General features: G+C 75.0%; 12 protein-coding genes. 8 read left to right on the forward strand and 4 right to left on the reverse strand.

The features are described 5' to 3' along the window. The first annotated feature begins 118 nt into the window (after positions 1 to 118). From ACVWNX_RS28825 to ACVWNX_RS28850, 6 genes are all read left to right on the forward strand, one after another. Positions 119 to 670, forward strand: a complete 552-nt coding sequence (locus ACVWNX_RS28825; protein WP_454411112.1) for a TetR/AcrR family transcriptional regulator — start codon at positions 119 to 121, stop codon at positions 668 to 670. Then, positions 667 to 2,292 carry an MFS transporter gene (locus ACVWNX_RS28830; protein ID WP_454411113.1) on the forward strand — a complete coding sequence of 542 codons (1,626 nt, stop codon included), beginning with the start codon at positions 667 to 669 and terminating at the stop codon, positions 2,290 to 2,292. The genes ACVWNX_RS28825 and ACVWNX_RS28830 overlap by 4 nt, the downstream gene beginning before the upstream one ends. Positions 2,293 to 2,976: 684 nt before the next feature. Continuing rightward, entirely contained in the window at positions 2,977 to 4,344 is a 1,368-nt protein-coding gene (locus tag ACVWNX_RS28835; protein WP_454411114.1) for a cation:proton antiporter, read from the forward strand. Between the two features lie 14 nt (positions 4,345 to 4,358). Beyond that, on the forward strand, positions 4,359 to 5,267 hold the full coding sequence (locus ACVWNX_RS28840) for a hypothetical protein (protein ID WP_454411115.1): 909 nt from the start codon (positions 4,359 to 4,361) through the stop codon (positions 5,265 to 5,267). Further along, a complete protein-coding gene (locus ACVWNX_RS28845) occupies positions 5,264 to 6,400 on the forward strand; it encodes an ATP-binding protein (RefSeq protein WP_454411116.1) in 1,137 nt (378 codons plus the stop codon). The genes ACVWNX_RS28840 and ACVWNX_RS28845 overlap by 4 nt, the downstream gene beginning before the upstream one ends. Positions 6,401 to 6,443: 43 nt before the next feature. Further along, positions 6,444 to 9,032, forward strand: a complete 2,589-nt coding sequence (locus ACVWNX_RS28850; RefSeq protein WP_454411117.1) for a hypothetical protein — start codon at positions 6,444 to 6,446, stop codon at positions 9,030 to 9,032. Here the strand turns inward: ACVWNX_RS28850 and ACVWNX_RS28855 are convergent. The 3 genes from ACVWNX_RS28855 to ACVWNX_RS28865 form a co-directional block, all read right to left on the reverse strand. Continuing rightward, on the reverse strand, positions 8,983 to 10,002 hold the full coding sequence (locus tag ACVWNX_RS28855; protein WP_454411118.1) for a hypothetical protein: 1,020 nt from the start codon (positions 10,000 to 10,002) through the stop codon (positions 8,983 to 8,985). The two genes, ACVWNX_RS28850 and ACVWNX_RS28855, sit on opposite strands and share 50 nt — an antisense overlap. A gap of 42 nt (positions 10,003 to 10,044) precedes the next feature. Next, complete coding sequence (fxsT, locus tag ACVWNX_RS28860) at positions 10,045 to 13,767, reverse strand: FxSxx-COOH system tetratricopeptide repeat protein (protein ID WP_454411119.1); 3,723 nt, start codon at positions 13,765 to 13,767, stop codon at positions 10,045 to 10,047. 101 nt (positions 13,768 to 13,868) lie between these two features. Further along, positions 13,869 to 14,051, reverse strand: a complete 183-nt coding sequence (locus tag ACVWNX_RS28865; protein ID WP_454411120.1) for a hypothetical protein — start codon at positions 14,049 to 14,051, stop codon at positions 13,869 to 13,871. Between the two features lie 429 nt (positions 14,052 to 14,480). Here ACVWNX_RS28865 and ACVWNX_RS28870 point away from each other — a divergent pair, with 429 nt between their 5' ends. Both ACVWNX_RS28870 and ACVWNX_RS28875 read left to right on the forward strand, forming a co-directional pair. Continuing rightward, a complete protein-coding gene (locus tag ACVWNX_RS28870) occupies positions 14,481 to 15,809 on the forward strand; it encodes a radical SAM protein (protein ID WP_454411121.1) in 1,329 nt (442 codons plus the stop codon). Continuing rightward, positions 15,806 to 17,155: an HEXXH motif domain-containing protein gene (locus tag ACVWNX_RS28875; RefSeq protein ID WP_454411122.1), complete on the forward strand. Its 1,350-nt coding sequence runs from the start codon at positions 15,806 to 15,808 to the stop codon at positions 17,153 to 17,155. Before ACVWNX_RS28870 ends, ACVWNX_RS28875 begins: the two co-directional genes overlap by 4 nt. A gap of 74 nt (positions 17,156 to 17,229) precedes the next feature. On the opposite strand, the gene ACVWNX_RS28880 is transcribed toward ACVWNX_RS28875, so the two are convergent. Continuing rightward, positions 17,230 to 17,901, reverse strand: coding sequence for a lysophospholipid acyltransferase family protein (locus ACVWNX_RS28880; RefSeq protein WP_454414982.1), 672 nt, complete (start codon positions 17,899 to 17,901; stop codon positions 17,230 to 17,232). Positions 17,902 to 18,163 lie beyond the last annotated feature (262 nt).

Raw genomic sequence — 18,163 nt, forward strand, 5'->3', positions numbered from 1 at the left:
CCCGCGCGACCCCCGTGACCCGTGGCCCGGGGCCCGCCTCCGGGGCGGACCCCGGGCCACGGGCGTGCCGTCCACCCCTTGTGAGACAGGAATGTCTCACAAGGGGTACGATCGTCTCATGGCAGTTGACCGAGACGACGTCCTCCGCAGCGCCGCCGCGCTGCTCACCCGCAAAGCCACCGCCACCATGGACGAGGTGGCCAAGGCGGCCGGGATCGGCCGCGCCACCCTGCACCGCCACTTCGCGGGCCGGGACGCGCTGATCAGGGCCCTGGAGGACCTCGGTCTGCGCGAGTGCGAGGCCGCCCTCCAGGAGGCCCGGGTGGACGAAGACACCGCCGAGGAGGCCCTGCGGCGGCTCGTCGCCGCCTCCGAGCCCTCGGCCGGACTGATCGCCTTCCTGATCACCGAGAACCAGCTCTTCGAGGGGGAGGGCGTCCACGAGGGCTGGAACCGGCTGGAACGCCGGATCGACGGACTGTTCCGCCGGGGCCAGGAGAGCGGCGAGTTCCGCATCGACCTCAGCGCCGCCTGGTGCACCGAGGCGTTCTTCGGACTGATCAGCTCGGCCGCCTGGGCGGTGGCCAGCGGACGCGTGGCCCGCAACGACTACCGCACGATCATCATCGAGCTGATGCTCGGCGGAGTCCGCCGGAGCGTGACGCCATGACCAGCGGGAAGAGCGGGAAGAGCGGGAAGAGCGGAAACGCCGGGAAGACGGTGAAGGCCGGAACCACGGGGAACGCCGGGAACGAGGGCCGTGGGCAGGGCCCCGGGCGGTGGATCGCCCTCGCGGTCCTGGTCCTCGCCGTGCTGCTGGTCGCGGTGGACGCGACGGTGCTCGGCCTCGCCTCCCCCTACATCAGCGAGGACCTCGCCCCCTCCGGCACCCAACTGCTCTGGATCGGTGACGTCTACTCGTTCGTCATCGCCGGTCTGCTGGTCTCGATGGGCAGCCTCGGCGACCGCGTCGGACGCAAGAAGCTGCTGCTCGTCGGCGCCGTCGCGTTCGGCGGCGTGTCCGTCCTCAACGCGTACGCCACCTCGCCCGAGATGCTGATCCTCGCCCGGGCGCTGCTCGGCGTCGCCGGGGCCACCCTGATGCCGTCCACCCTGGCGCTGATCCGCAACCTCTTCCACGACCCGCGCGAACGCAGCGTCGCCATCGGCATCTGGGGCGCCGCCGCCTCGGCGGGCGCCGCCGTGGGGCCCGTCGTCGGAGGCTTCCTCCTCGAACACTTCTGGTGGGGCTCGGTCTTCCTGATCAACCTGCCCGTGATGGCGGTGCTCGTCCTCGTCGGAGTGAAGCTGCTGCCCGAGTCCCGCAACCCCCGGCCGGGTCCCTGGGACACGACCAGTGTCGCCCTCTCGCTGGTCGGCATGGTGGGAGTGGTCTACGCGATCAAGGAGACCGCCGCGTACGGGGTGACCGTGGCGGCGGCGGGCGCCGCCGTCGCGGGCGGACTGGCCCTGTACCTGTTCGTCCGGCGTCAGCTGACCCTCGCCTCCCCGCTGCTGGACATGCGGCTGTTCCGGCACCGGGGCTTCTCCGGCGCCGTCCTCGCCGACCTGCTGACCATCCTCGGCCTGGCCGGGATCGTCTTCTTCCTGTCGCAGTTCTTCCAACTGGTCCAGGGGCGCGGACCGCTGGAGGCCGGACTCGCCGAACTCCCCGCCGCGCTCGGCGCGGTGGCCGCCGGTCTGGTCGCCGGGACGGCGGCCCGCCGGTACTCGGTGCGCGCCGTGGTGGCCGGGGGGCTCGCGGCCATCGGGCTCGCGCTGGCCGTGCTCACCGTGCTCGACCGCTCCACCGGCTACCCGGTGCTCGGCGCGGTGCTGCTGCTGGTCGGCCTCGGCGCGGGCCTCTCGTTCACCGTCACCGCCGACGTCATCCTCTCCACCGTCCCCAAGGAACACGCCGGTTCCGCCTCCGCGGTCTCCGAGACCGCCTACGAACTCGGCGCCGCGCTCGGCATCGCCCTGCTCGGCTCGGTCCTCACCGGCGTCTACCGGGGCTTCACCGTCCCCGCCGGAACCCCGGACGGGGTCGCCTCGGCGGCCCGCGAGTCCCTGGGCGGCGCGGTGCGGGCGGTGGGCGCGCTGCCGCCGGACCGCGCCGACGCCCTGCTGACGGCCGCCCGCACCGCCTTCGTGGACGGCATGCGGCTCGCGGCGGGCGTCGGCGCGGCGGTGCTGCTCGCCACCGCCGTGGCCGCCTGGTACCTGCTCCGCGGCCAGCGGCTGGAGGAGACCGCCCCCGGCGAACCGGCGAAGGAGCCCGCCCACCCCTGACGCTCCGTCGGGCCCGTTCGCCGACCGAGCCCGGCTCGGAGCCCCCGGGTCGCGGGATCCCGGCCAGGGCCCCCGGCCCGTAGGGATCCCGGCCAGGGCCCCCCGGCCCGTAGGGATCTCGGCTCGGGCTCCAGCTCGTGGGGACCCCGGCCGAGGCGCCCCGCTCCTGCGTCCCGGCCCAGGGCCGCCCCGGGCCTCCCGGATCGGCCCCGTCGCGGGCCCCTCCGACCGGGGCGGCGTCCACGGCTCCCCGACGACCCGCCGGGCGCACCCCCGTTCAGGGGAATCCCGGAGCGGCGGCGCGCCCGGCGCGGTGATCCCCGCCCGGCCGGTGAGCACGCGGGGCGCGCGACGGCGCGGCCCCGGCGGACCGCGAGCGGCCCGGGTGCCCCTTGAGAATCCGGGACCCAGCGGGCATGTTGGAACCGGGACGCCCGGGGGAGGGACCATCATGACGCGTGACCGGGCAAGGTCCCGTAAGCCGGGCGCCGCGCCCGCTCCGTACGGCATGATGAAGCGCTCGCTCGGACACCACCGGCCCCCGCCCGGCCGGGCGGCGGCGCGGCCCGGACCACCCGGCCCGCCCCCGTCCCCGACCGGTACCGCGCGGCCCGCGGCCGTCCGCTGAACCCGCGCGGTGGCCACCGTGCGGGCAAGGACGGGGGAAGGACCCGTGAGGACGTGATGAAGCGCCTCTTACGGCGGACCGGACGGTCCGCGCCGCCCCGGACCCTGGTGGCCGCCTCCCTGGCGGTCGCCGTCGGAGTGGTCACCGGGCACCTGCTCGATCCCGACGCGCTCACCGGGGCGTCCTGGTACCCGGCCCTGGCCGGGGTCCTCCTCGCCGTCGGCCTCTACGGCAGCACCCACGAGATCGACCTGCGGGAGGTCCGCCGCGACCTGCGGGCCCTCGCGCTGACGGTGACGGTGGGCGTCCTGCTCAAGGCGGCGCTCATCGCGGGCGTCATGGTCGCGGCCTTCCGCGAACCCCAGTACCTCGTCCTCGGGATCGCCGTCGCCCAGATCGACCCGCTGTCGGTCGCCGCGATGAGCCGGGGCGACCGGATGTCGCCGCGCGCCCGGAACCTGCTCTCCGTCTGGGCGTCCTTCGACGACCCGATGACGGTGCTGCTCACCCTCTACTTCTCCGTCCTCGCCTTCCGCCTCTCGGGCCGCTCCGGCACCCCGGGCACCGGCCCCACCGGCGACGGACTCGCCGCCTACGCCCTGAGCCTGGGCGGCAACCTGCTGCTGTTCACCGCCGTGGCGGGCCTCGGGTACCTGGTCCGTACGCTGTCGCGGCGCGCCGCCGCCCGCGCGCGGCGGACGACCGCGACGGACGACCGGACGCCCCCCGCGCGGGTCCCGTCCCCCCGGCTCGGCGACGCCCTCTGCCTGCTGCTCGTCGTCGCCGCCGTGGCCGTCGCCGCGCCGTTCATGCTGATGCTGGCGGTCGCCGCGCTGGGCCTGGTGGTGCGCACCGGACGGTACGCCCCGCTGGTCAACCGCTCCGTCACGGTCGCCTTCGTGCTCGCCGCGCTGCTCCTCGGACTGCTCCTCGCGGACGGGGTCTCGCCCTGGCGGGGGCTGGTCCTCGGGCTCGCGGCGTTCGGGGCGCAGGCCCTCATCGGACTGCTGGTCGCCCCGCTGGTCTTCCCCGACCTCGCCCCCGGCGACCGCGTCCACCTGGGGCTCGGCCAGCAGAACGGCATCACCGCCGTCATCCTGGCCCTCGCCCTGGAACCCGACTTCCCCGGGACCGTCGCGATCGTCGGCCCCGCCGTCCTCACCGTCAACACCCTCCACTACGCCGCCAACGGGCTGTGGAACGCCCACCGGGCCCGGGTCGCCGCCGACCCGGGCGACCCGCCGCCCGCGCACGAGCGCCCCGGCCCCTCGGACGACGACGAGCCGCCCCCGCACCACCCGGGCGCCACCGGACCCGGGGACGCCCCCGGAGCCCCGGGAACCGTCCCCCACGCGGCCACCGGAACGGACGCGGTCCCGCCTCCCGCCCCCGTCCGGCCCGCCACCGACAGCGCACGACCCTGAAGGGACGGGACACCATGACCACCGCACTCCACCCCGTCCCGCTGCGCACCGCCACCCTGCTGCTCACCGGCACCGCCCTGCTGCTGACGGCCCCGCAGACCGCCCGCGCCGACGGCGCCGAGGACGATCTGCACCGGGTCTACTGCCTGGCCGACGAGCGCCGGGGCGAGGTCGTCACGGCCGCCGCCCGGCTCGGCCTCGCCACCGCCGTCCCCGGGGCCCCCGGCCGACTGCGCGCCGGATCCGGCGCGGACGCCGGACTGACGCTCGTCCAGTGGGCCGACCGGCGGCCCGCCGACTTCCGGCGGGTCTGCCGCACGGTGCTGGCCGCCAACGGGGACGCCGCCCCCGACAAGGGCGGGGGCGGCGACGGCGCCGGAGGGATCGGCACCGGACTGCTGCTGGCCGCCGTCGCCGCGGTCTTCACCCTGCTCGGCAGCGCCGTGGAACGCGGCGCCACCTACCGCCGCCAGCGCGCCGAGACCCTGGCCGCCGCCGCGCACGCCTACTCCTACGCCGCCGAGTCGTACCTGGCGGGCTGGCAGACCGGCGCCGACACCCCCTACGAGGAACTGGGCCGCTGCCGCGCCGAACTCGCCACCGCGCTGCGGGCGCTGCGCGACACCGGAAGCCGTCGCCGCAGCGCCCTCGACCTCGCCGGGAGGCTCCCGCTGCCCGAGGCGCCCGCGACCTCCGTGCGCTCCGGCGCCCGGGGTTTCGTACAGCTCGACGCGGACCGGCTGCGCGCCGAGGCGACCCGGCAGCGGAGCCTGCTCGCGGACGCGGTGGCCGCGACCGAGGCGCTCAACGCCTCCTTCGCCGTCTGGCACGCCCGCCGCGCCCTGCGCGCCCTGGTCCGGTCGCGGCCGGACCAGGGCGGAGCACCGACGGAACGGACCGGGGAAGGAGGCGACGGCCGGTGAACCCGCCGCCCGTACCGGAACAGCGGCCCCCGTCGGGGGCCGGGGAGTCGTTCAACCCGTTCGGGGTGCCGGTGACCTACGAGCGCCCCGGCCACCCCGGCCTGGTGCGCTGGGAGGCGGACGCCCCGCTCACCCCCTGGTGGATCCGGGGCCACGCCGACCTCTGGGTCCCGGTCGACCACACGGAGGTGCTGTTCAAACGGTTCGTGGAGCGCGGACCGGACCCGGTGGTGCTCTCCGACTCCCGCAACCACGGCCATGTGGTGGTCGTCAGCGGGGCGGAGGGCACCGGCAAGACCTCGCTGATCAACCGCTGCGTGGACGACCTGGCCCGACGGCTCGCCCCGACGGCCGCCGACGTCACCGTCCCCGGCGCGGCCCACGGGACGGAGGAGGGCGACGGAACCGCCCTGTGGCTGCCCCGCGACGGTTATCCGGGAGTGGAGATCGTCCCGGTGGGCGGATTCCGGAACGCCGACAACGGGTTCAGCCGCCGCAACGGCCGCCGCAGCGGAGTGGACGAACTGAACCGGAAGATCGCCGACCGGGTACTGGAGAAACTCAGCGAGGACGAGGAATTCTGGCAGGGTTTCGACCAGCGCCGCACACAAGCCGACGACCTTTCCTATGTCTATGAGGACATCAGTCGCCGACTCCAGTTCGTCCGTCGCATTCTGCTGGTCATCGTGCCGGACATGAGATGGCTCGACAACGGGCTGACGACCCAGTTCATCAGCAGTTTCCACAGCTGGTCCCAGCCCTCCATCGTCTTCTTCCTGGAAACCTCCCACACCGCTCTGCGGGAGGAACTGGAGAAGGAGTTCGAGGGCGTGCACGAACCCCATCTCACGCTCCTGGAAATGGGGTTGGTGAACGTCGAGGACTGGGACGCGTTCATCGCGCGCCGTACAGTGGTGAATGGACTTCCGGGGGACAGCATCACCTTTGCGGATGAAGTCATTCAGAACCGCCCAGAGCGGCATCTGTACAGAAATGTCAGACAATTGCAGGGATTCCTGCACGACATGTCGGACGAGGCGATCCGGAATCACCAGGCGGCGGTCAGGATGAGCCTGCTGCGCCGCTTCACCGAACGCCGGTCCTCGGTCGACCTGCCGGCCTTGAAGTTCTGAGCCGACGAACCGCACGCACGTCCCCCCGGGAGGGACCACCGAGATGAGCCAGACCGACGACTTCCTGCGGAAGGACAACCCCTTCCCCTTCAGTCCGGTCGTGCAACTGGGCGGCTTCGCCGACGCGGTCCGCATGGGCACCCGGCGGCCCAAGCGGTACCCGACCATCGTCACCGACGAGCTGACCCGGCTGCGGCGCCAGGTGGCGGAGTACCTCGAACGCCCCGGCCCCGGCGGCGACCTCGGGCGCGCGGTGGCCCTGGTCGGGGACTTCGGCGTGGGCAAGAGCCACATGGCCCGCGAGGTGACAGCCGCGATCCGCGCCGACGCCTCCGTCCCGCTGTGGGTCATCAACCAGCCCACCCTCGACCTCGGCGTGGTCTACCGCAACCGCATGGTGAGCCTGCGCGACGACACCGAGGCCCGGATCGCCTTCGAACGCGTGGTCTCCGCCTACTACGCCAACGTCGTGGTGGAGCTGCTGAACGGCCCCGACGCGGCCGAACTCCACATCGGCCCCCAGCACAAGGCCGTGGTCGCGGGCCTCAGCGACGGCACCTACGACCCGCGCAAGGTCATCCAGGCGTTCGGCATCGACAAGGAGCTGATGCACCGCCATCTGCGCGAGCACCTGAGGGTCGCGGTCGACCACCGCAAGTTCGCCGTCGGACTCGCCCTCCTCCTCGAAGGGGACTTCAAACGGGAGGTGTGGGACTGGCTCACCGCCGAGGAACCCAGCCAGGCCCTGCGGGACCGGGGCATCGGCGGCCCCATCGACAGCACCGAGGCCGTCTTCGACGCGCTGTGCGTCTTCAGCTTCCTGTACGGCCGGGTGGGCCAGCGCTACGTCCTGGTGATCGACGCGCTGGAGACCGTGCTGAGCTGGCCCCAGCGCGAGCGCAGCGAGTTCATGAACGGCTTCGAGAAGCTCGTCAACACCTACGTCAACCAGGACGGGCTGGTGCTGATGTGCATCCAGCCCGAGCCCTGGAGCCGGATGCCGCAGGGCCTGCACGAGCGGGTCCTGCAGATCTGGCCCACCGGGCTCGGCGAGACCGAGACCGCCCGGCTGGTCAGCGGCTACCTCCGGGTCGGCGGCGTCCAGGACCGGACCTCCGGCACCGACCCCACGGACCCCCGGCCCGGGCGGGCGGCATCGCCCCCGTCCGCCGGGGCCGGACCTCCCGACGGGGACGGGGCCACCGACTTCCACACCGTCGTCGCCCCCACCGACGACGACACCGGGGAGGTCGTCGTCGCCCCGTTCACCACCGAGGCCGTCGCGGAGATCGCGGAACTCTCCAACGGCGTCCCCCGGGAGATCCTCAAGATCTGCCGCCAGTCCTGGCAGCTCACCCGGGACGCGCTCGCCGTGGCGGTCGCGGCCGTCGCCACCCCGCCGCCCGCCACCCCCGCCCCACGGCCCGCCGGACCGGCCGCCGAACCGCCCGCCGGACCCGCCGCCCCGGTCGCCGCCGGACCCGCCGCCCCGGTGGTCGACGTCCCGCGCGTCCACGACGCCGTGCGCCACCTCTACGAACAGCGCGCCCGCACCGATGTGCTGCGCACCGTCGAACGCGCCCTCGCCCAGGGCCAGTGGCGCCGCGAGGCCCGCCCCCCGGAGCTGGGCGACCCCCCGCCCCCCGGCACCCAGGAGATCGCCTACTGGGTGCGGGTCGGGGCCGGGGCCGTCCTCGGGGTGCTGCCCTCCGCGTCCGTGCTGGAACCCCACGACCTCGAACGGATCGGCCGGGTCACCCGCGCCGCCCACCGCGCCTTCCCCCGGGGCGAGTGCGAGATCCTGGTCGTCGCCAACGGCTACGTCTCCCGCCGGATGCGCGACCGGGTCGCGGAGACCACCCGCACCTCACCCGTCGTCGTCACCGACAGCGGCTTCCCCGAGCGCCTCGACCGCGCCGTCACCCTCCTCGCCCAGCGGCTGGAGGCCGCCCAGCGGGAGAGCACCCTCGACCAGGTCCGGGCCCGCCTCGGCCGGGTCACCGAACAGCAGACCGGCACCCTGGAACGGGTGGAACGCCTCGACGCCCGGCTGGAACGGCTGGCGCTCGCCCCGCCCCGGACGGTCCGCTCCGACGAGAACGCCCACACCGGGGGACGGGAGCTGCCGCAGCCCGTGCGACGGCTGTTCACCGAGGCCGCCGAGGCCCTCGACCGGCTGATGGGGGAGCCGGTGGACCTGCGCCGCTCGCTCGGCATCGACGCGGCGGGCATGGCCCCGCCGGACGGCCGCCCCCAGCGGGTCACCTTCTCCGCCCCCCAGTTCCAGGCGATCGGGGTCACCACCCTGGTGCGGATGCTGATCCGGACCTTCCGCGACGGCGTCGGGGACTGGCTCGCCACCGTCGCCGACGGGGAACCCACCGACGACGAGCGCAACAGCCTCTTCGTGCTGTGCCGCAGCTTCGAGATCACCGTGGAGGTGCTCCCCGAGATCCGCCCCGACACCCTGCCGCCCGGCCCCGGCGCCCTGGACCGGGGCACCCGCGAACTGCGCAGCACCCAGGTCGCGGAGATACTGGGCACCCTCGCCGAACGGGTGCAGTCGACGGTGCTGACGCTCGTCACCAACGGCCGGAACGGGGGCGGGGAGCCTTCCTCGGCAGCTCGCTGAGGAGTTCGCCCAGCCGCCGTTCGGCGTTGCCCACCTCGTGCTGGTCGAGCGTCACCCCGCACACGAAGTCGCCGCCCCGGCCGCCGGGCAGCCAGTGGAAGTACACCGCGCCCTCCTCCACGTCCAGGACCAGCCGGTTCATCGCCTCCCGGCTCACCAGCTGGAGCATGTCCCGCAGCCGGGCGATGTCGTCGCGCAGCCGGTCCGCGAGGTCGCGGTACTTGCGGCGCCGAGCCGACGGCTGGATGTTCAGGAACCGCTTCCCGATCCGGGGGTCCTCGAAGGTGTCGCCCACACAGGACAGCTGCCAGTTCTCGTAGTACGCCAGGTACTGGAGGTCCACCGGGTTGAGGTGCCGCCCCCAGATCCCCCGCAGCCGCGCCACCAGCCGCTCGTCCACCCGCGTCCCGGCGGTGAAGTGCGGCTCCTGGGAGCCGTCGGGGACGTGGTACGGCTGGTCGACGATGCCGCCCGGGTTCTCCGCCGACCGGTTCAGCACGTGCACCCGGATGTCCGTCACCAGGTCGTTGAGGGTCCGGTCCATCTCCTCGACGCCGTCCCCGCGCAGGGTGATCCCGACGACGTGCTGCTGCTCCTTGACCCGGCCGCAGTACAGCCCGCCCGACGGGGTCGCCACCACCGTCCGCATCAGCGCCCCGGTGAGCAGCGGACCCAGCGCCTTGTCGAACGTCTCCACGCCCATCACCAGCTGCTGCCCGGGACGGCTCTCCACGTCGATCGGCAGGTCCAGTTCCCGGCCGCCCGGCAGCGGCGGGGCGTCGGCGGGCCGGACCACGAAGTCCACCACGCCGTTGCTGAAGTGGCTCAGCGAACGCAGCGCCCCGGTCCGTGCCACGGCCCGCTCGCAGCGGTCGCTGATCTCCGCGAACGGCGCCCGGCTCCAGTGCTCCGCGTACAGCGGATCGAGCGCGGCGGACCCGTCCGGGTCCGGGAGGTGTTCCCCACTCACGTCTGCTCACTCCCTCGTCCGTACCGCGTCCCGGACCGCCCGTCACACACCGGGCAGCTCCAGGTCGATGTCCGCGCGCCGCACCCCGGGCGCGGCCCGCCCCGTGTCGAGCCGGGCCCGGGTGTCCACCAGATTGGCGGCGACCAGCGCCCGCGCCGGGTGCTGGGTCATCCGCATCTCCTCGTACCCGTCGAGCGCCTGTTCCTCCAGCCACTCCGCCTCGTCGTAGGCGCCGTCCGCGACCAGGGTCCCGGCGAGGCCCGAGGCGGCGGCCACCGCCCACGGATGGGCCGTGCCGAGCCGCGCCTCCAGCCGCCGGTAGGCGTGCCCGCCCAGCTCCAGCGCCGCCGCCACCCGCCCCGCGCCCCGCTCGTGCACCGCGTGCCGGATGCGCGCCAGATGCGTGTACGGATGGTCCGTCCCCATCCCGGTGTCCAGCGCCCGCAGACACCGCTCCGACTCCTCCAGCGCCTCCCCGTGCCGGCCCACGGCGTACAGGTCGTTGGCGAAGCTGAACCGGGCCCGCAGGGTGACCGGACTGGTCTCCCCGAGCTGCCGCAGGCACTCCCGCAGCACCCGGTCGTCGCGCTCCCACGCCCCGGTGGCGTTGCCCAGCCGCCGCTCGCACACCGCGAGCCCGGTCTCCACCCGCGCCAGCTCCGCGAACGGCACCCGGGTCCCGGTGGCCCCGCCCTGCCAGCTCACGTACTGCTTGAGCAGGTCGTACGCCTCCCGGTCCTGCCCCAGCGCCCGCTGCGCGGCGGCCAGCGGGACGACCACGCCCCACGCGGCCGGGTCGTCGGGGCCGCCGATCGCCCGCCGCCGGTTCAACTGGCCCTGGAGCCGGTCGAGGGCGGCGGAGACGTTGCCGACGAGCGCCTCGCACAGGGCGAGGTTGTGCTCCGCCTGCGCGGTGGTCGGATGGTCCGGGCCGAGCAGCTCCCGCACCCGCTGGTGGACGTGGCTGCCCTGGGCGAGGGCGTCCGCGAAGTGCCCGTCGGCGCGCAGCAGCGCCCCGTAGGCGTCGGCGGACAGCAGGGTGCGCGGATGGTTGACGCCGAACGCGGCGCGGTAGCCGCGCAGGGCGGTCCGCGCGTGCCGGGACGCCTCCGGGTACTCGCCCAGTATCCGCAGCGCCGCCGCCATCACCTGGTGCAGCCGCAGGTACTCGGCGGTGGTCTCGTCCTCCCGCCAGTGCTTGTGGGCCCGGCCACCCAGTTCCAGGACCTCCCGCAGCCGCAGCTCGTCACGGGTCCTGGCCAGGTTCATCAGATGGTCGATGAGCCGTCTGCGCACCTCCGGGCGGGGGTCCTCCCAGATCCGCAGCGAGGTCAGCTGACGGGCCTGCTGGTCGCTGAACTCGGCACCGGCCCGCCCGCCGGACTCCGGCTGGGTGAACCCCGCGACCACCGACCGCAGTTCGTGTTCCCGCTGACGCCGCTCGGCGGCGGTCATCCGGGCCAGCACCGCGTCGCGCAGCACCTGGTGCTGGCGGACCGGGCGGTGCGGCCGGGCGAAGTCCACCTCCACCAGCCCGTAGCGGGCCATCGCCCACAGCGCCACATCCACCATCAGCGCGTCGCTGATCGCGGCGTCCCGGGGATCGCCGTCCGGATCGGCGGTGCGGCGCGCCAGCGCGTGCTGCATCTGCGGCGAGCGCAGCAGTCCGAGGCTCGCCCCCGGGCCGGTGAGCAGGGCGCAGCACTCCAGCAGCCAGCGGGTGACGGAGCTGTCGCCGCGCTCGTGGCTCCACGCCTCGGCGCCGGGGGACTCCCGCATCGCGCGCAGGGCCACCTCCAGCATCACCCGGGAGAGGGAGACCTCCTTGTAGCGGGCCAGCAGGCTCTGCTGCTGGGACACGAACGCGTCGCCGAACTCCCCGACGGCCTGTCCGACCGCCTCGGCGCGGGGCCGGTTGAGCGCGGTGAGCTGGCCCGCCCGGACCTCCACCCACGCCGCCGCGAGCCGGATCCGCAGCGGGACGTGGGCGACGGTGCGGCTGATCCGCTCGGCGTGCTTCACGGTCAGGCCCCGCACCCGGGTGGTCAGCAGGGCGCGGCTCTCGGCCGCCGTGAAGGGGGCCAGGTCCACCTGGTGCCGGGCGGTCGGCCCGGCCGGGTTCCGGGTGGTGAGCAGGACGTGGCCGCCGTCCTCCGAGCCGGGCATCAGCCGGGTGTCCAGGAGCAGCCCGGGGTCGCGGACGTCGTCGTAGACCAGCAGCCACGATCCGCTCTCCGGCGCCCGCAGATGGTCGAGCACCCGGCCCGGCACGTTCCCGACGGTGGGCAGCCCGAGGCGTTCGGCGAGGTGGGTGAGGCTGCGGCGGACGGCGCCCGCGCTGTCCGCCCGCACCCACCACACCACGTCGTAGTCGCCGGGGAACCGGTGGCAGTACTCCAGCGCCAGCTGGCTCTTGCCGACGCCGGGCGCCCCGGTGAGCACCCCGTGCCCCTGGGAGCGCCCGGCGGCGGACAGCGTCTCCCGCAACGACTCGAAGACCTCGTCGCGGCCCACGAAGTCCAGGTTGCGCGGCCGCAGGTTGTGATGGCGCGGCAGCCTCGGGAACCGGCGCAGCGCCACCGGCAGTTCACCGCCGGGCGGCAGCCGCAGCCCGCGCCGCAGCCGCAGCAGCGCCTCCGGTTCGGTGAGCCTGCGCAGCACGATCTGCTCGTGGTGGGAGAGCCCCCGGGGCAGCGGCTCCTCGTCGACGAGGAGCATCCGCACGTCGGGGTGGGAGAGGGTGGCGAGCCGGTCGGCCTCCTCGGGGGTGACACCGATCGGGGACAGCGCCAGCACCATGCCGCCCGGCGCGGGGACCTCGCCCTTGTAGGCGGCGAAGGACGCCCGGGACACCTGGACGCCCCGGGCCTCCAGCTGGGCCTCGATCCACTCGGCCCAGGCCAGGTGGCGGGGGGTGTGCAGCAGGGTCACCCGGCGCAGCTCCACCGGCCGGGACCGGGCGAGTTCGGCGGTCAGCTGGACGAAGACGGGCCGCAGCCCCTCGCCCTGCCCCGTCACGGGTGCCTGGGCGCACTCCGCGGCCACCGCGAGGGTGTCGGACTGGGTGTACAGCGGGTCGTAGGGGAACTCGACGTAGTGCGCGCCCGGCCCGTCCCCGAATCCCTCGAAGGAGTCACGGATCAGGGCCCGGGCGATGCGCAGCTGGTCGTTGGTCCTGCTGTCGGCGCGCAGTCCCACCGCGAGCACCCCGAGCCGTCCGGCGGCCCGCCGCCGCAGCGCGCGGGCGAGGCCCGCAGCCCCCTCGATCAGCCAGGAGTTGAGGGCGAAGCAGACCGCGAGGACGTGCGGCAGCGGCGCGAGGACCGCGTGGTCGTCGGCGGAGCGCGGCACCGGCGCGTCGATCAGCACGTCGTCGTACCCGGCGAGCCGGGCGCGGCCCGCGGCCGTACCGCGCCCGCGCACCGGGAGCCCGGCCAGGTCCGGCGGGTGCGGGGCGGTCAGCAGGTCCACCCGGACGGGTCGCCCCTGGAGCGGGACGCTCCAGCCGGTGGGCTCCGGCAGCGGGGTGCCCGGCAACCGGGCGTCCGCCGGGGGCGCCTCCCGCCGGACTCCGGGCAGCGCGCCGAGGTAGCGGGCCGCCCCGATCCCGGCGCCCCCGGCGGCGTCGACGACGAGGACCCGGCGCCCGGCCTCCGCGAGCAGCAGCGCGGTGTTGAGGACGGTGGTGGTCTGGCCGATGTTCTCCGCCGTGGAACAGAAGAGCGTGACACGGGGGAGGACGTCGCTCCCGGCCTCGACTGCCATGGTGGTCGCTCCACTTCTGGACTTCCGGGCCCGCCGCGCCCGGGTGGTCCGCTGGGGACGCGGTCCCGGAGGACGGCCGGGCCCCCGGCCGCCCCGGGACGCTAGAGGGAATCCTGGTACTGCGAGGCGAACATCCGGTCCGGGGTGCGCGCCGCCTCGTGGAGGCGGCGCAGCGCGCAGCCGAGCGCGGAATCGGGCAGCTCCGCCACCGTCTCGAAGGGGAGCGCGGAGAGGTCCGTCAGCAACGACTCGATCTCGTCTGGCACTTCGGCCGGGTCGGCCATGGGGGGATCGTCCACCCTTCTCGTCTCCGGTCCTCGCGGACGGGCGCACGGCTCACCATCGTAGCCAGCCCGGCGGTCGTGAACCAGGCTCACGGTCCCCGGTCAACCCGCGTGGACCCCCGATCGGGTCATCCGCGCGCGGGCCGCGGCGACCCTCCGTCACCCGTCGCTCCCGGGCGCCCCGCCGTACCCGGCCGGACTCCGGGACCGCGCCCGGGGCCGGGCCCCGCGCCGACCGCCCGCGTCGCCGGAGCAAACGCCCCGCGCGGGCGCCCGGCGCCCGGGGCGCCCGTGGTGGCGCGGGGGTGCTCCAGGTCGGCTGATTCACCCGCTTGACGATCGCGAGCGGCACTGAAAATACTGAACGGGCCTCCCTGTCGGAGCACGGCCCGGCACGACCGTCTGAGGGGTCCACGAACAGTGCGTGACGTGAATCCGGCCCGAACCGGTGAGCGGGGGACGAGCGGACCCCCGTCCCGGACCCCCGTCCCGGACCCCCGAGCCGTCGCCTTCCACTCCTTCATCCTCAAGATCCACGGCCGGTGCGACCTCGCCTGCGACTACTGCTACATGTACGAGAGCGCCGACCAGAGTTGGCGCGCCCAGCCCCGCACCATGAGCCGCCCGGTCCTGGAGCGCACCGCCGAGCGGATCGCCGAACACGCCGCCGCCCACGGGCTGTCCGCCGTCCGGCTCGTCCTGCACGGCGGCGAACCGCTGCTGGCCGGGCCCGCCGCCGTCGGCCACGCGGTGCGCGCGGTACGGGAGGCCCTCGGCCCCGGGGTCCGGCTGGACGTCACCGCGCAGACCAACGGACTCGGCCTGGACGACCGCTGGCTCGACCTCCTCGCCGGTCTCGGCGTCCGGATCGGGGTCAGCCTGGACGGGGACGCGACCGCCCACGACCGGCACCGCAGGCGGACCGGCGGCCGTGGCAGCCACGCCGAGGTCACCGCCGCGCTGCGCCGTCTCGTCGAGGGCCCCCACCGGGAACTCTTCGGCGGACTGCTCTGTGTGATCGACCCGCGCAACGACCCGGTCGCCACCTACCGCCATCTGCTGGAGTACGCGCCCCCGGTGGTGGACTTCCTGCTGCCGCACGGCAACTGGTCCGCCCCGCCGCCCGGCCGCCGCCCCGGTTCCCCGGACACCCCCTACGCCGACTGGCTGGCCGCCGTGTTCGACGTCTGGTTCGACGCCCCGGTCCGCGAGACCCGGGTCCGCGTCCTCGACGACCTGGTCGCCCTGCTGCTCGGCGGCCGGGCCGAGACGGAGGGGCTCGGGCTGGACCCCGTCGGCTACACGGTGGTGGAGACCGACGGCTCGATCGGCCGGGACGCGACCCTGCGCACCACCTACCCCGGCGCGATCGGCACCGGACTGCACGTGCTGCGCGACCCCTTCGACCGCGCCCTGCGCCCCGCCCCGGCGGCCACGGCGGTTCCGGTGGCCCCACAGGTCATGGCGTCCCCACCGGGCACGGCGGCCCCCGAGGCCCCAGCGGCTCCAACGGCCCCGGTGGACACGGGCGTTCCGGGACCCGGCCTGGCAGGGCTGTCGGCGCGCTGCCGGGCCTGCCCGCTGCACCGGGTGTGCGGCGGCGGACACGTCACCCACCGCTACCGCGCCGACGGCTCGGGGTTCGCCAACCCCAGCGTCTACTGCCCCGACCTCACCGCCCTCATCGGCCATGTCGCCCGACGGCTCGCCGAGGACCTCGGACGGCTGCTCGCCCGCCCGGTGGCGGGCGCCCCGTGACGGCCCCCCGGCACCGGATGAGCGGCGCGCTCCTCGACCGGATCGCGGCGGGTGACGGCGGCCCGGAGGCGGCCCGGCTGCTGCGCCGCGCCCAGTACAGCCGCCGACTGGCGCTGGTCCGCGAGGTCGTCGCGCACGCCGAGCGGCACGGCGGGCCGGGCGCGGCCACCGCCCGGGAGGCGTGGACCCTGCTCGCCGCCGCCCACCGGGCCTCCCCCCGGGCGGTGCGCGAGACGCTCACCTATCCGTCCGTCGGCCCGGCCCAGCTCCGCGTCCTCAACGCCCTGAGCGGTCCGGAGGCGACGGCCCGTGGCACCGACCGGCTGCTGGCCACCGCCGTGACCGCGACGCTGCGCGCCGGACTCACCACCACCACGACCCTGCCGGTGCGGCACGGGCTGGTGGTGCTGCCCGCGCTCGGCGCCGCGCGGTTCGGCGGCGTCCCGCACGGCGAACCGGCGCTGGTGCGGGTGCTCGGGTCCGGCGCCGCGACCGTCACCGCCGGGGGCCACCGGGTGACCGTCACCGAGCCCCTGCCGTCCGCCCCGGTGACGGACCCCCCGCCGGACGGGACCGGCTGGCTGCCGCTGCGCGTCCTGGCCGCCCCGGACGGCGGCCCGCCCCTGGTCCTGGACGACCTCGACGCCGACAGCTTCCCCGCCTCCACCGGCACCGGACGGCTGGCCCCCGCCGAACTCGCCCACTGGCAGCGCGCGTTCACCGGCGCCCGCCGGCTGCTGAGGGTCGCCCACGCCGGACAACTGGCCGAGGCGGAGGCCGTGCTGCGGGCCGTCGTCCCGGTGCTGTCCCCCGACTTCCGCGATCTGAGCGGCAGTTCCAACGAGACGTTCGGCTGCACCGGGATGTCCGTCCCGCGCACCTCCCTCGGATTCGCCCTGGACCTGGTCCACGAGGTCCAGCACAACAAGCTCGCCGCCCTCACCCACCTCTTCGACCTCGTCGACGACCACCCCGGGGACCTGTACTACGCCCCCTGGCGGGACGATCCCCGCCCGCTGATCGGTCTGCTGCACGGGGTGTACGCGCACCTGGGCGTCGCCCGGTTCTGGCTGCGGCAACTCGCGGTGGTGCGGGAGCCCGCCGGACGGGACCGGGCGTGGACCGAGTTCGCCCGCTGGCGGGACGTCACCCGGGAGGCGGGCGGCACCCTGCTCGGCAGCGGACGGCTCACCCCCGTCGGCACCCGGTTCGTCCGGGGAGTGGCGGCGGCGCTGCGGGCGCTCGACGCCCATGAGGTCCCGGCCCCCGCCGCGGCCCGCGCCGCCGACCTGGCCCGTGCCCACCGGGGACGCTGGACCCGCCGTCACACCGCCGCCCGCCCGTGACGGCGCACGGACGGGCGGAGGAGCGGCGGGACGGACCCGCCGGAAAGCGGAGGGGGAGAGGCCGGTACCGGGTCCTAGGCCGCCTTCGCCTTGGTCGCGTAGACGTCGACGTACTCCTGGCCGGACAGTCGCATGACCTCCGCCATCACCGAGTCGGTGACCGCCCGCAGTACGTACCGGTCCCGGTCCATGCCCTCGTAGCGGGAGAACTCCATCGGCTCACCGAACCGGACGGTGACCCGGCCCGGGTGCGGGATGCCCCGGCCGCCGGGCTGGAGCTTGTCGGTGCCGATCATCGCGAAGGGCACCACCGGCGCCCCGGTCATCAGGGTGAGCCGGGCGATCCCGGTGCGCCCCCGGTAGAGCCGGCCGTCGGGGGAGCGGGTGCCCTCTGGGTAGATCCCGAAGACCCGGCCGTCCTCCAGGATGCGACGGCCCGTCATCAGCGCGGCCACTCCGCCCCGGCCGCCGTCCCGGTCCACCGGCACCATGCCGACGCCGGTGAAGAACCACGCCATCAGCCGGCCCTTGAGCCCCTTGCCGGTGACGTACTCGTCCTTGCCGATGAAGACCACCTGCCGGTCGCAGACGAGCGGCAGGATCATCGAGTCGATGAAGGTCAGGTGATTGCCCGCCAGGATGACCGGACCCGTGCCCGGGATGTTCCGCGCGCCCTCGACCCGGAGCCGGAAGATCAGGCGCATGATCGGTCCGAGCACTGCCTTGATGAGTGCGAAACGGGACAACGGGCCCTCCGGGTTCGGGGTTCGAGGCTGCGCCAGCACGGTCCGCCAGCGGTCCGCGCAGGTGAGGACGATACTCGTGGGTGACCACCCCGCGCACATCGGGTTCACCGAATCGTCACGGGATGTCATGTCGATGTAACGCAGGGTGCCCCTGAGGGGGGAGTGCGCCGCGTGCCCGACCGCTGGCGTCCGGTTCCCGTTCGCCCGGGTGTGTCCCTCCCGTCACCGTCGCGTCCCTACGATCGCCGTCCCGTCGCCCACC

The organism is Streptomyces sp. JNUCC 64 (assembly GCF_054484115.1).